Origin of the sequence: Dryocola baronae, assembly GCF_051297175.1 — a bacterium.
Classification (GTDB): domain Bacteria; phylum Pseudomonadota; class Gammaproteobacteria; order Enterobacterales; family Enterobacteriaceae; genus Dryocola.
In genome coordinates this window covers 120,499-134,061 of record NZ_JBINNY010000001.1, presented here as the reverse complement: position 1 = coordinate 134,061, position 13,563 = coordinate 120,499, and the positions used below count along the sequence as shown (strand labels likewise).

Genomic DNA, 13,563 nt, shown 5'->3' with positions numbered 1-13,563 from the left:
TCCCTAAAAAAACCGGAATGCGCTATGAATCACGACGTAAGCCAAATTCTTTCCCGGCTACTCAACGGCCCGTCCGGGGTGCAAAACGTCTGGTTTGCGGGCAGCCAGGTTGCGCCATCGGAACTGGCGTATCAGGTTGATTTTCCCCGGCTTGAAGTGGTGCTCGACGGCGTGCTGATGGACGCCTGCGACGCGGGTATGCCCGCAAGGCTCGAGCAACACGACGTGCTCTATGTTCCGGCAAAATGCTGGAACAGCCCACAGTGGAACTCGCCGGTGACCACGCTCAGTATTCTTTTTGGTAAACAGCAGCTTGGATTTAGCGTGCTGCATTGGGATGGAAAAGCATTCACCACCTTAGGCAAGCAAAACGTTGCGCGCCGCGGGCCGCGCATCGGCTCATTCCTGCTTCAGGCGCTTAACGAACTGGTAATGCAGCCTCACGAACAGCAAACGGCACGGTTTATCGTCAGCAGCATCCTCAGCCACTGTACCGACCTGCTGGGCAGCCAGATCCAAACGGCCTCGCGCAGCGAAGCGCTGTTCGACGCCATTCGCGAGTATATAGATGAAAAATATGCCGAAGCCCTGACCCGGGAATCCGTCGCGCAGGCCTTTTACATTTCGCCAAACTACCTATCGCATCTCTTCCAAAAAACCGGCGCGGTAGGCTTTAACGAGTACCTGAACTATACGCGGCTGGAGCACGCCAAAACGCTACTCAAACGCTACGATTTAAAAGTGAAAGAAGTGGCGCACGCCTGCGGATTTGTCGACAGCAACTATTTTTGCCGCCTGTTCAGGAAGAGTACCGAAAGGTCACCGTCCGAATACCGCCGCCAGTATCACAGCCAGCTAACGGAAAAAACGCTCAGCTAATAATGATATGCGTTTCCTGCGGCGTGCCGAATACACGGCGTACAACGGCGATAGCCTTTTGCGGCTCGCGGAGAAATGTATTTATGCCTGACTGCACGCAGCGGCAGTGAAGAAAACGCTCCGCACCCGCCAGCTCTATATCGGTAATCAGCAGCACCACATCAGCCTGTTCAATATCCGCCGCGGTCAGTTCATTTTCGATACCTAACGCTCCCTGGGTTTCGATTTTCACCGACCACTTCTCCTGCTGGCAGAGTTTTTCCAGGCGCTCTGCAGCCATATAGGTGTGAGCAACACCGCTGACACATGCCGTTACCGCAACCAGATGTCGTGTCATCTATGAACTCCTAAGTAGACCTAACCGCCGATGGTGACATGATACCCCGCCTTTTCAGCCATTTGCCGCAGCGGCAGAATATCCGCCTCACTCGGTTGTGCCACGCCCGCCATATGCCATGGCTTTCCAAGCAGCTGATATTTTGGCTCGCCGTACTGATGGAAGGGTAGCAGATGCAGCTCGGTGAGCCTTAGCGGGGCAAGAAAATCGATAATCGCCCGCATGTTGCTCTGATCTAACGTATGGCCCGGGATAAGCGGCACGCGAGGGATCACGGGAATTCCCTTTTCGACCAGCATCCTGAAGTTATCCAGCACGCGTGGCTGTTGCATGTTCAGAACGCGCTTCGCCTTTACGGCATCCATGATCTTCAAATCAAACAGGACTTCATCACACTGCCGGGCCACGGCCAGCACCTTATCAGGCGCTGCGTCCCCGGCGGTTTCGATGGCGGTGCGAATACCCAATGCTTTCATACGGTGCAAAAATTTTGCCGCGAAGGCCGCCTGCATGAGCACTTCACCACCAGAAAGCGTCACTCCGCCGCCGGATGCTCGAAAGAAAACCTCGTCTTTAAGGACTTCTTTTTCCAGTTCGCTAAACGAAACGTCGCGCCCGATCCGCTCCATCGCACCGCTCGGGCATTCATCCGCATCGTTTTCACAGGTCGGGCATCGCAGACATTTCGACATACGCCGTACGGTTTCAATCTTTCCAGAGATGGACTCAGGGTTTGCGCACCACGGGCAAGAATGTGGACAGCCTTTAAAAAACACGACAGTCCTGATCCCCCTGCCGTCGTTTAGCGAATAACGCTGAATGTTGAAGATCCGCGCCTTTAGCGCCTCGTTATCGATGACGTCACAGCTGATGCGCTGTACGGCGGATAATGTCATCCTGAATCTCCTTCGACAGCTCAACAAAGAAGGCGCTGTAGCCCGCTACGCGCACCACCAGCCCGGTGTAATCCTGAGGGCGCAGCTGCGCTTCACGGAGCGTTTCGGCGTTTACCACATTAAATTGAATATGCTGGAGCTTAAGCTTAGTGAAGGCACCGAGGAAATCCGCCAGCTTGTGCAGGCCCGCATCGCCTTCGAGCGTGTTCGGGGTAAACTTCACGTTCAGCAACGTCCCGTTAGACAGCAGGTAGTTATCTAGCTTACTGACCGATTTCAATACCGCGGTTGGCCCCTGACTATCCTGGCCCAGCATTGGCGATAACCCCCCGTCTGCCAGCTGTTCACCTGCATAACGCCCGTCCGGCGTAGCGCCCACTACGGCACCGAGCGGCACATGGGCTGAAACCGTGTAAGAACCCGGCGTGAAGTAGCCGCCGCGCGGGTTGGCATATTTTTCTACTTCTTTGCAGTAAAAACGCAGCAGATCGGCGCTGATGTTGTCCACTACGTCGATATCGTTGCCGTACTTCTCAAAGCGATTGATTAGCCTTGCGCGAATCTGCTCCCCGTTTGGCGTAGCAAAGTTCGCTTTCAATACTGCCAGCAGCTCATCGAAACTTAAGCGCTGTTGCTCAAACACCATCCCGTTCAGGGCATGCAGCGAATCGCTCAGGTTGGCAATACCGATACCCTGCACGCCGGAGAAGTTATAGCGCGCACCGCCGTCGGTGATGTCTTTACCCTTTTTCAGGCAGTCATCGATAAAAGAAGATAACAGCGGAACCGGCGCCCAGTCGCGGTGGCCGATATCGCAGATATTGCTGCCTTCAACCATCAGCCGGATGTAGTGGCGAATTTTGTCGCGAATTTGCTGCAGCAGCCCTGAATAATCAAGCTGTGTATTGCCTTCGTTTTCCTGCAGAACGATTTCCATCACTTTCAGCAGGTTAAACATGGCGATATCGTGCAGGCCGTAGGTTTTGCCGGGAATCGACAGCTCTACGCACCCCACGACGGAATAGTCACGCGCATCCTCAAGCGAGACGCCCCGGTTGAGAAAAGCTGGCACGACCACTTCATCGTTAAATATTTGCGGAATGCCTGTCCCCAAACGCACGGTTTCTGCCGTTTTAAGCAGGAACGGACGATCGATCAGTTCATTGACCCGCACGCCGAGATTTGGCTGCGGTAGTTGAATGCTCTGGTAGGCATCCAGGCAGAGGAATGAAAGCACGTTTACCGCGCTGCGCCCGTTCTCCGTAAGGCCACCCAGCAAAATGGTGTAACCGGTAGGAAAACCCGCAAAATAGCGGGCGCTGCTGGTAGAACGCAGCAGCACGATGTCGTTGCACTTCACCCACAATGACTCCAGCAGTTCACGCAGGAAGGCCGGGCTTTCGCCACGGTTGAGCGAGGCCTGATAAAACGGCAGCATGTATTGGTCAAAGCGGCCCAGCGAAAGCGAACTGGCGTTGGATTCGTACTGCAAAATGATATTCATGTACCAGAACAGCTGGCACGCCTGCCAGAAGTCTTCCGGGCAACATTCCGAGTTGTGGCGAGAAATGGCGGCGATTTTCAGCAGCTCATCACGCCGTACCGCGTCCTCACATTCTTCTGCCATCTGTGTGGCAAGGGCGACATAGCGCAAAATATGCCGCTGCGAGGCTTCAAGCAAAATCAGCGCCGCCTGGTAGAAGTGATTGTCCGGCGCCTGAACACAGTGGTCACGAAGTTCCGCCACCAGCTTGCCCAGCCCGTTTTGCAGCAGGCGAGGATAATCAATGATGATGTGCCCCTGCCCTTTGTCGGTTTGATTGACGCTGAAAATTTGCGTCTTAACCGCAGCCTTCACTTCATCCGTCATCTGGCTATTGATGAAATCCTTCATCGAGCGCTTTTCCCAGTAAGGATAGAGCTGCTCGCGATACAACGCTTTGTCCTGCTCGCTGATGTTAAAGCGATCCTGCGGACGGCTTGGGAACTGATCTAACTCTTTCAGCAGCCAGTAAGGATCCATTTCGGGGGACACGATCCCGGCCCGTGGCTTCACGGTTCGGTTGCCCGCGATTAACTCATCTTCTCGAATCGCAATCTCTACGTTATCCAGAATCCACGCCGTCGCTTTCGCGCGGCGGAGCAGAACATGCTCGCCTTCAGTGGTTCTATGGCTGGCGGCATACAGCACCGCGCGCTCCAGAGAGATTTCCCGCGGCTGGGCAAACAGGGCTGTTTTCAGGCGTTCGATACGAGAGGTCATAATGGTTTCCTTACTTCATGCAAAGGCTCAGGCCGTCTGTGCTAAATGAGCGTCGATTTTATTCATGATGGCTTCGGCGCGTTTAACCGCGTCGCTGATGTTGACGCGCACGATGGTTTTACCGGCAAAGCGTTCTTCCATTTTGATACCGATATCTTTCGTCAGAATCACCATATCCGCGCTGGCGACATCTTCTGCAGTCAGCTCATTTTCAAGGCCAATGGAGCCCTGGGTTTCCACTTTTACTTCCCACCCTTTTGCTTTCGCAGCACTTTCCAGCGCCTCTGCGGCCATGTAGGTATGGGCTACGCCCGATGGGCAAGCGGTCACAGCAATAATCTTAGTCATGGTTAATTCCTTCTCATTTAATCAGTTAATTTCAAAATCCAGATCCAGGTCATCTTCAGCTTGTGCTGGAGAATCCACCTGTTTTTTACGCGCGTAGGTTTTGAGCAAGTTAACGCATACGGCGGTGACAACGGCCCCGACCAACAGCGCGAAGATGTAACCCAGCTTGCCTTCCACCACCGGCAGCACAATCAAACCACCCCAACCCGCATAGCATTGCGCGCCCATTAGAGCCGCAGTAACCGCGCCACAGGCTGAACCCAGCATGATGGACGGGATCACGCGCAGCGGGTCTGCTGCTGCAAAAGGAATGGCCCCTTCGGTGACGCCCACACAGCCCATAACCAGCGCCGCTTTCCCGGCTTCACGCTCTTCGGTAGTAAAGTTTTTACGGTTCATCAGCGTTGCCAGGCCAAGACCAAGCGGCGGTATGGCGATAGCCACAGCGGCAATAGCGACAACGGTATAAACCCCCTGCGCCACGCAAATCAGCATGAAGGCATAGGCCACTTTATTGACCGGCCCGCCCATATCGAACGCCAGCATCAGCCCCATAATCACCGCCAGCACGACGATGCTGCCCTGCTGCATGCTTTGCAGCCATTGGGTGAGGCTTGCGGTAAGCGCACCGACGGGTTCACCAAGGCCCCACATCATGATGCCCGCGGTAATAAAGGTGCCGATGATAGGAATAACGAAAATGGGCATCACCGAGCGCAAAATCTTCGGCACCGGAATTTTCTTCAAATAGAAGACAATAATGCCGCCGATAATCCCGGCGATGATGGCGCCGAAGAACCCCGCGCCGAAGCTGTTTCCTACCCAGGCACCTATCGCACAAGGTGCCAGCGCCGAGCGCTCTGCAATGGAATACCCGATATAGGCCGCCAGAAAAGGCACCATCAGCGTTAAACCGGCCACGCCGATATCGAACAGCTTCTTGAGGTTTGGATCGGTTAACGAATCTGGCACCGCGCCCTTGCCGTACAGCATGACAGACACGGCCAGCAGGATGCCCCCCGCCACCACAAAGGGGATCATATGTGACACGCCGGTCATTAGGTGCTGGCGCGTATTTTTGAGGATCTGGACTAGCTCTTTCATAAAGTGCTCCCGGTGCCGTTGCGGCGCATAGCAAAACAGATTGGGCACACAATAGGGAATCCAGGCGGCGGCAGACAGTGGACAAAAATGACATTTACTGGATTTTTGTATGACAGAAAGAAAAATGCGATCCGCCTCAAAATTGCCGCAATGACGTGCATAAATTGCAATAGGGCAGATTTGTGAGGCATCTCGCAAATAACCACACACATTACATTTATCCAGTTTTTGGCAGTTTTGTCCCGTGGCGAGGCAAGCTGCCCGGCTCTTATTCTGTAGGCATTATTAAGAGTTGGCTCAGGAGAATCCCATGGCCCTGGTAGTAAATTTCCGCTGCGACTTACCCAACGGGGTGCATGCCCGTCCAGCCAGTCACGTTGAAACGCTGTGTAATCAGTTTGCTTCCACCATTGAATGGCACAACCTGCGCACCGAGCGCGCTGGCGATGCGAAAAGCGCGCTGGCGCTCATCGGCACGGGGACGCTAAAGGGAGACGACTGCCGATTAATCATTAGCGGTGAAGATGAGGAAAACGCCTTCAAACGGCTTACCACCTTTCTCACCGATGAGTTTCCCCATTGCGATGAGCCGCTGGCACAGGTGCAAAATAGCGAAGCCGCTACCATTCCGGAATCCCTGTCCCGCCTGAATCCAACTCTCTTTCACGCCATGCCGGTCTGTGCGGGCAGCGCCAACGGAACGCTGGTGCAGCTAGCCAGCCTCGACCTGAATAAATTGGGTGAACTACCGGCGGCGAAAAGCATTGATGAAGAGCAGGCGGCGCTGGAAAGCGGCCTGGAAAGGCTGCTAAAAACCATCAATATTCAGCTGCTTGCTAACGACGGCACGGCAAGCGCCATTCTGGAAGCTCATCGTTCTCTGGCGGGAGATGTCTCGCTGCGCAATCAGCTTCTGGGCCATGTGCTGGCAGGCATGAGCTGCGCGGCGGCGGTTGTTAAAACCGCAGAGCATTTTTGCGAGCAGTTTGCGCAATCCGAAAGCGCCTATCTGCAAGAGCGCGTGCTCGATGTACGCGACGTTTGCTTCCAGCTCCTGCAGCAGATTTATGGCGAAACCCGCTTCCCGACGCCGGGCAAGCTCCAGCAGACGGCCATTTGCATGGCGGAAGAACTTACGCCAAGCCAGTTCCTGGAGTTGGATAAAACCCTGCTGCAAGGGCTTTTGCTGCACAGCGGCGGCACGACTTCCCACACGGTTATTCTGGCTCGTTCTTTTAACATTCCAACCCTTGTTGGAGTGGACATTGACGCGCTGGCACCATGGCTGCAACAGCCGGTGCAAATCGACGGCGATCTTGGCCTGGTGGCGGTGAACCTTAGCGAGCCGGTTAAGCGTTATTACCAGCAGGAAGCTTGGGTACAGCAAACGATTCGCGATCGGCAAAAAGTATGGCTCAACGAACCGGGGCGCACGGCCGATGGCATCCGTATGGAAGTCGCGGCGAACATCGCCCACTCCGTGGAAGCCGCGCCAGCGTTCAACAATGGTGCAGAAGCGATCGGTCTGTTCCGTACGGAAATGCTCTATATGGATCGTGCTTTTGCGCCTTCCGAAGATGAGCTTTACAACATTTATTGCCAGGCGCTGGAAGGGGCCAACGGACGCAGCATTATTGTCCGCACGATGGATATCGGCGGCGACAAACCCGTGGACTATCTGAAAATCCCGGCTGAAAACAACCCGTTCCTCGGCTATCGAGCGGTACGTATCTATCAGGAATACCTCGCGTTATTCCATACCCAGCTGCGTTCAATCCTGCGTGCCTCTGCGCACGGATCGCTGAAAATCATGATCCCGATGATCTCCTCCATGGAAGAGATCCTGTGGGTAAAGGATCAGCTTGCCGAGGTCAAACAGTCGCTGCGCAGCGCGCATATTCCTTTCGATGAAAAAATCCCCCTCGGCATCATGCTGGAAGTGCCTTCGGTGATGTTCATCATCGACCAGTGCTGCGAAGAGATTGATTTCTTTAGCATCGGCAGCAATGACCTGACGCAGTATCTGCTGGCGGTCGACCGCGATAACGCCAAGGTAACGCGTCATTACAACAGCCTGAACCCGGCGTTCCTGCGCGCGCTGGATTACGCCGTGCAGGCGGTGCATCGCCAGGGGAAATGGATTGGCCTGTGCGGGGAACTGGGCGCAAAAGGCTCTGTGCTGCCGCTGCTGGTGGGACTCGGTCTTGATGAAATCAGCATGAGCGCGCCATCGGTGCCTGCGACAAAAGAGCGGCTCTCTCAGTTGGACAGCCGCGCCTGCCGCCAGTTGCTGAACCAGGCGATGGCCTGCCGCACCTCGCTTGAGGTTGAACACCTGTTGGCACAATTCCGTATGACCCAGCAGGACGCGCCGCTCATCACCACGCAGTGCATTTCGCTGGATAACGACTGGCGCAGCAAAGAAGAAGTGATTAAAGGTATGACCGATAACCTGCTGCTCGCCGGGCGCAGCCGCTATCCGCGTAAGCTGGAAGCCGACCTGTGGGCGCGAGAAGCTGTGTTTTCCACCGGGCTGGGCTTTAGCTTCGCCATTCCGCACAGCAAGTCTGAGCATATCGAACAGTCCACCATCAGCGTGGCGCGCTTGCCGGCTCCGGTAGCGTGGGGCGATGAAGAGGCGCAGTTCATCATTATGTTAACGCTGAACAAACACGCGGCGGGCGATCAGCATATGAGGATTTTCTCTCGCCTGGCGCGACGCATCATGCACGAAGAATTCCGCAGCGCGCTGGTCAACGCCACCCACGGCGACGCTATAGCCGCTTTGCTGGCCCGTGAACTTGAACTGTAATCGACTCAAGAGGAAAAACTGATGGAGCTTTATCTCGATACCGCAAACGTAGCGGAAGTAGAACGCCTGGCGCGCATCTTCCCGCTGCACGGCGTGACAACCAACCCGAGCATCGTGGCTGCTGGCGGCGAATCCGTTTGGGACGTTCTGCCGCGTCTGCAAAAAGCGGTGGGGCCAGAAGGCCGCCTGTTCGCTCAGGTGATGAGCCGGGATGCGGCGGGCATGGTGAAAGAATCGCAGAAGCTAGCGGAATGCGTTCCCGGTATCGTCGTGAAGATCCCGGTGACTTCCGAAGGGCTGGCGGCCATAAAACAGCTTGCACATTTTGGCATCCCAACGCTTGGCACCGCCGTCTATAGCGCGGCACAAGGTTTGCTGGCAGCGCTTGCCGGAGCGGAATACGTCGCACCGTACGTTAACCGCGTTGATGCTCAAGGGGGTGACGGTATTCGCATGGTGCAGGAGCTGCAAAGCCTGCTTGAGCTGCATGCTCCGGCTAGCAAAGTCCTGGCCGCAAGCTTTAAAACGCCGCGTCAGGCGCTGGATTGCCTGCTGGCGGGCTGTGAAGCGATCACCCTGCCGCTGGATGTCGCCCAGCAATTTCTTGCAGCACCGGCGGTAGAAGCGGCGATTGTGAAGTTTGAAGAAGACTGGCAGAAGGCGTTTGGCAGCAAGGCGCTGTAGTTAAAAACGCGGTGGATGGCGCTTGCGCTTATCCACCCTACAAAATTCAAAACGTAGGTCGGGTAAGCGCAGCGCCACCCGACATTTACATCCGCCAACCGTAGGTCGGGTAAGCGTAGCGCCACCAGACATTTACATCCGTCAAACGTAGGTCGGGTAAGCGTAGCGCCACCCGACATTTACGTCCGTCAACCGTAGGTCGGGTAAGCGTAGCGCCACCAGACATTTACATCCGTCAACCGTAGGTCGGGTAAGCGTAGTGCCACCCGACATTTACATCCGCCAACCGTAGGTCGGGTAAGCGTAGTGCCACCCGACAAGCAGGTTTATAAACTCGGGCGGACGCCCAGCGTGTGGCAAATCGCGTAGCTCATCTCGGCGCGGTTTAGCGTATAGAAGTGGAAGTCCTTCACGCCTTCGCGGCTGAGGATTTTCACCATGTCCATGGCGATATTCGCGCCGACCATTTTGCGGGTTTCCGCATCGTCATCAAGGCCTTCGAACATCTGCGCCATCCAGTGCGGGACGCGCACGTTGGTCATGGTGGCAAACTTGTGCGCCTGCTTGTAGTTACTGACCGGCAAAATGCCCGGCACGATTTCGACGTCAATACCCGCTGCCGCGCAGCGGTCGCGGAAGCGCAGGTAGCTTTCGACATCGAAGAAGAACTGGGTAATCGCGCGGTTCGCACCGGCGTCGATTTTGCGTTTCAGGTTGATGAGATCGGCCTGCGCGCTTTTCGCTTCCGGGTGGACTTCGGGATAGGCAGCAACCGAAATATCAAAATCGCCCACGTCTTTTAGCAGGGTGACCAGATCGGAAGCGTACATATCCGGCTTACCGCCGGTTGGCGGCAGGTCGCCGCGCAGGGCAACGATATGGCGGATGCCGTTGTTCCAGTAGTCCTGAGCGATGGTGCGCAGCTCGTCGCGACTGGCGTCGATGCAGGTCAAATGCGGAGCGGCTTCAAGGCCGGTGCGGTCTTTGATTCCTTTGATGATGCTGTGCGTGCGGTCGCGCTCGCCGGAGTTGGCCCCGTAGGTCACGGAAACAAATTTAGGCTTCAGGCTGCTGAGCCTGTCGATTGAGCTCCACAGGGTCTGTTCCATTTCACTGGTGCGCGGCGGGAAAAACTCAAAGGAAACGTTAATTTGCCCGGCGACTTCCGCCAGACTCTGATTCAGTGCTTCCCGCTGGTTGGCGTGAAAAAAGCTCATACCCTTACCTCATCAATCGCATTTGTCATTATGTTGTTGTGTTTGCAGTCCAGACGTTTAGACGTCCAGATAGCAAGATGAAGGAAAAGGGGGAGGCCGTCAACTGAAAAATCACCAGAGAAATTGAGGAATTCTCACTCAACCTGAAATTTGTTCACGATGCAGAAAAAGACGGGAGGTGGATGGCGCTTTCGCTTATCCACCCTAAAACTTCCAGCGTGGCGTAGGTCGGGTAAGCACAGCGCCACCCGACAATTTGGTGAATGGCGCGTTCGCTTATCCACCCTAAAACTTCCAGCGTGGTGTAGGTCGGGTAAGCGCAGCGCCACCCGACAATTCGGTGAATGGCGCGTTCGCTTACCCACCCTAAAACTTCCAGCGTGGCGTAGGTCGGGTAAGCGCAGCGCCACCCGACAATTCGGTGAATGGCGCGTTCGCTTATCCACCCTACAAACTTCCAGCGTGGCGTAGGTCGGGTAAGCGCAGCGCCACCCGACAATTCGGTGAATGGCGCGTTCGCTTATCCACCCTAAAACTTCCAGCGTGGCGTAGGTCGGGTAAGCACAGCGCCACCCGACACTTCAAAGGTTAAAGAAGCTGCGCCAGACGGTTGATATCGGACTGAATGGCTCCGGCGGTGACATCGCGCCCTGCGCCAGGGCCACGGATCACCAGCGGGTTATCGCGATACCAGCGGCTCTCGATGGCGAAGACGTTGTCGCACGGCAGCAGAGCGGCAAGCGGATGCTCGGGGCGAACCGCCTCCACGCCGACGCGAGCCTTGCCGTTGGCATCAAAACGCGCCACGTAACGCAGCACCAGGCCCATTTCCTGCGCCGCTTCCAGGCGCTGTACCATCTGTTCGTTCAGCTCGTCGCCGTTCTCAAAGAAATGGTCCACCGAGCCTTCTTCGCAGCCGTTTGGCACCAGCGACTCCACGCGAACCTGATCCGGTTCGATGTCGTAGCCTGCTTCACGGGCGAGGATCACCAGCTTGCGCATCACGTCTTTACCCGAGAGATCGACACGCGGATCGGGTTCCGTCAGCCCCTGCTGCCAGGCCTGATCGACCAGGTCGGTGAACGGCACGGTGCCGTCAAACTGCAGGAACAGCCAGGAAAGCGTGCCGGAGAAAATACCGCTGATGGCAAGAATAGCGTCACCGCTGTCGCGCAGGTCACGAACGGTGTGGTTGACCGGTAGGCCAGCGCCAACGGTCGCGTTGTACAGCCAGTGGCGGCCAGTTTTTTCAAAGGCGTCACGAATCTGGCGATACTTCTGCCCGTTGCCCGCACCGGCGAGCTTATTGGCGCTGATGACGTGGAAACCGTGGCTTGCGAAATCGAGATACTGGTCGGCGAGCTGCTCGCTTGCCGTGACGTCCAGCACCACTAAATCATCGTAAGGATGGGCGCGCATCCACAGGAACAGCGATTCTTCGTCCTGTTCAACGGCCTCGTCGTTAAAGAATGCGAGCGCGCGGCTGGCGTGCAGCCCTTCGTAGTTGAGCAGGCTGCGGCGGCTGTCTACTACGCCTGCAAGCACAAACTCAAAGCCGGTGCGGGCAGAGAGGGTTTCCTGCTCGCGGGCGAACAGCTCCAGCCAGCGGGAGCCGATGTTCCCTTTGCCAAACAGCACCAGGCCGATACGCTTTTCGGCGCGGAACAGAGATTTATGCAGGCCCTGAATCAGGTTTTCCGTTGGGCCACCGCGCAGAACGGCGACAAGGCTGATGCCGTCCTCGGACTGCCAGATGTATTCGACGGCCTGGTCTTTTAACTGCTGCCAGAAACGGTGGCTGTGCAGCGGATTACGGCAGACGCCAGCGCCGACAATCGCCACCATCGCCAGGCCTTCGCGCAGGCGAAGCTCGCCTGGCAGTCCGGCTTCCTGAAGAATTTGCAGCGCGCTGTTCACGACTTCTGAGGTGTAGCAAAGCTGCAGCAGGTTGCGATCGGGATGCACGCCGATGGACAGAGGGCGCACCTGGGAACGCTGGAGCAGGGTGTCCAGATCTTTGCGCGCCAGCTTAAAGTCCTGCTGCGGGGCAACATGGAATTCGATCAGGCAGACGTCGTCATGGCTGGTGACGATACGCGCGCCGGTGCCGGAGGCCAGCACGCGCTCAATGCGCGTTGAACCCTGTTCCGGAGAATAGCTGCAGCGCAGCTGTAGGTCGATGTCGCTGCCGGAAACCGGCTGTAGCGTACGGGCATGCAGCACCGGGGCAGCAAGGCGCGCCAGCTCGCTGGCTTCGTCTAAACGCAGCAGCGGCAACAGGCAGGCATCTTTGACTTTACGCGGGTCAGCGCTGTATACACCGGCCACGTCGCTCCAGATGGTAACGCGGGAAACTCCAGCCAGCGCCCCGATTTGGGTCGCTGAATAGTCGGAGCCGTTACGGCCCAGCAGCACGGTTTCGCCCGCGTCGTTACGGCAGATAAAGCCGGTGACCACGAGGCGTTTATTTGGATGCTGCGCCATAAGCTGTTGCAGCAGCGGCCAGGAGAGGCCTTCGTTAACCTGCGGCTGGGCCGCACGTTCGGCGCGCATAAACTCACGCGCATCAAGCCAGGCCGCTTCAATACCCTGAAGATTCAACACCGCAGACATTAGCCGCGCGGACCAGATTTCACCGTGGCCGACCACCTCTGCGTATACCGCGTCGGTTATCTTGCCATCCAGTAAACCCGCCAGGCGTTCGAGATCGTGAATGAATTCACCGATCAGGCCGTCGGAGACTTCCGGCGGCAGCAGACCACCGATCAATTCGCTTTGATAGCGACGCAGCGCCTGCTGCACCTGATGGGCAGAAAGCCTGTCGCTCTGGCTCAGTTTAAGCCAATTGATCAGTTGGTTAGTGGTGCTGCCCGCGGCGGAAACCACCATCAGATCGCCCGGCCTGGAATATTCGGTCATGATGCCTGCCACGCGCAGGTAACATTTCACGTCCGCAAGACTACTACCGCCAAACTTATGCAGTTGACGAACCGGCGTCCCTGCTGGTGCTGAAACACTCATGC

Annotated in this window: 11 protein-coding genes; 3 read left to right on the top strand and 8 right to left on the bottom strand. The window is 56.5% G+C overall.

What is annotated here, in order from left to right; translation table 11 throughout:
• Positions 1-24 precede the first annotated feature (24 nt).
• The gene (locus ACSPHG_RS00635) at positions 25-879 is read left to right on the top strand and encodes an AraC family transcriptional regulator (protein WP_435951557.1); all 855 of its coding nucleotides are present in this window, start codon (positions 25-27) and stop codon (positions 877-879) included.
• Here ACSPHG_RS00635 and ACSPHG_RS00630 read toward each other — a convergent pair.
• From ACSPHG_RS00630 to ACSPHG_RS00610, 5 genes are read right to left on the bottom strand one after another with little or no spacing between them, the layout of a single operon-like run.
• Positions 872-1,216, bottom strand: coding sequence for a PTS fructose-like transporter subunit IIB (locus ACSPHG_RS00630; protein WP_435951556.1), 345 nt, complete (start codon positions 1,214-1,216; stop codon positions 872-874). The genes ACSPHG_RS00635 and ACSPHG_RS00630 overlap by 8 nt on opposite strands.
• Positions 1,217-1,236: 20 nt before the next feature.
• On the bottom strand, positions 1,237-2,112 hold the full coding sequence (locus tag ACSPHG_RS00625; protein WP_435951555.1) for a [formate-C-acetyltransferase]-activating enzyme: 876 nt from the start codon (positions 2,110-2,112) through the stop codon (positions 1,237-1,239).
• Entirely contained in the window at positions 2,078-4,375 is a 2,298-nt protein-coding gene (locus ACSPHG_RS00620) for a formate C-acetyltransferase (RefSeq protein WP_435951554.1), read from the bottom strand. Before ACSPHG_RS00620 ends, ACSPHG_RS00625 begins: the two co-directional genes overlap by 35 nt.
• A gap of 27 nt (positions 4,376-4,402) precedes the next feature.
• Positions 4,403-4,723: a PTS fructose-like transporter subunit IIB gene (locus tag ACSPHG_RS00615; RefSeq protein WP_435951553.1), complete on the bottom strand. Its 321-nt coding sequence runs from the start codon at positions 4,721-4,723 to the stop codon at positions 4,403-4,405.
• A 21-nt stretch (positions 4,724-4,744) separates the two neighbouring features.
• Positions 4,745-5,827: a PTS fructose transporter subunit EIIC gene (locus ACSPHG_RS00610; protein ID WP_435951552.1), complete on the bottom strand. Its 1,083-nt coding sequence runs from the start codon at positions 5,825-5,827 to the stop codon at positions 4,745-4,747.
• A 310-nt stretch (positions 5,828-6,137) separates the two neighbouring features.
• On the opposite strand from ACSPHG_RS00610, the gene ptsP reads away from it, so the two are divergent.
• Together ptsP and fsa are read left to right on the top strand one after the other, a co-directional pair.
• Complete coding sequence (gene ptsP, locus ACSPHG_RS00605; protein WP_435951551.1) at positions 6,138-8,639, top strand: phosphoenolpyruvate--protein phosphotransferase; 2,502 nt, start codon at positions 6,138-6,140, stop codon at positions 8,637-8,639.
• A 21-nt stretch (positions 8,640-8,660) separates the two neighbouring features.
• On the top strand, positions 8,661-9,323 hold the full coding sequence (gene fsa, locus ACSPHG_RS00600; protein ID WP_435951550.1) for a fructose-6-phosphate aldolase: 663 nt from the start codon (positions 8,661-8,663) through the stop codon (positions 9,321-9,323).
• A gap of 326 nt (positions 9,324-9,649) precedes the next feature.
• Here the strand turns inward: fsa and metF are convergent, their stop codons facing one another.
• The 3 genes from metF to ACSPHG_RS00585 form a co-directional block, all read right to left on the bottom strand.
• Positions 9,650-10,540, bottom strand: coding sequence for a methylenetetrahydrofolate reductase (gene metF, locus ACSPHG_RS00595; protein ID WP_435951549.1), 891 nt, complete (start codon positions 10,538-10,540; stop codon positions 9,650-9,652).
• A gap of 154 nt (positions 10,541-10,694) precedes the next feature.
• Positions 10,695-11,039: a hypothetical protein gene (locus ACSPHG_RS00590; RefSeq protein WP_435951548.1), complete on the bottom strand. Its 345-nt coding sequence runs from the start codon at positions 11,037-11,039 to the stop codon at positions 10,695-10,697.
• An 89-nt stretch (positions 11,040-11,128) separates the two neighbouring features.
• Entirely contained in the window at positions 11,129-13,561 is a 2,433-nt protein-coding gene (locus ACSPHG_RS00585) for a bifunctional aspartate kinase/homoserine dehydrogenase II (RefSeq protein WP_435951547.1), read from the bottom strand.
• Positions 13,562-13,563: the final 2 nt, after the last annotated feature.

Coding starts and splice junctions, on each gene's coding strand:
- ACSPHG_RS00630 (WP_435951556.1), bottom strand. CDS start 1,216: ATGACACGACATCTGGTTGCGGTAACGGCATGTGTCAGCGGTGTTGCT.
- ACSPHG_RS00615 (WP_435951553.1), bottom strand. CDS start 4,723: ATGACTAAGATTATTGCTGTGACCGCTTGCCCATCGGGCGTAGCCCAT.
- ACSPHG_RS00625 (WP_435951555.1), bottom strand. CDS start 2,112: ATGACATTATCCGCCGTACAGCGCATCAGCTGTGACGTCATCGATAAC.
- ACSPHG_RS00585 (WP_435951547.1), bottom strand. CDS start 13,561: ATGAGTGTTTCAGCACCAGCAGGGACGCCGGTTCGTCAACTGCATAAG.
- ACSPHG_RS00610 (WP_435951552.1), bottom strand. CDS start 5,827: ATGAAAGAGCTAGTCCAGATCCTCAAAAATACGCGCCAGCACCTAATG.
- fsa (WP_435951550.1), top strand. CDS start 8,661: ATGGAGCTTTATCTCGATACCGCAAACGTAGCGGAAGTAGAACGCCTG.
- ACSPHG_RS00635 (WP_435951557.1), top strand. CDS start 25: ATGAATCACGACGTAAGCCAAATTCTTTCCCGGCTACTCAACGGCCCG.
- ptsP (WP_435951551.1), top strand. CDS start 6,138: ATGGCCCTGGTAGTAAATTTCCGCTGCGACTTACCCAACGGGGTGCAT.
- metF (WP_435951549.1), bottom strand. CDS start 10,540: ATGAGCTTTTTTCACGCCAACCAGCGGGAAGCACTGAATCAGAGTCTG.
- ACSPHG_RS00620 (WP_435951554.1), bottom strand. CDS start 4,375: ATGACCTCTCGTATCGAACGCCTGAAAACAGCCCTGTTTGCCCAGCCG.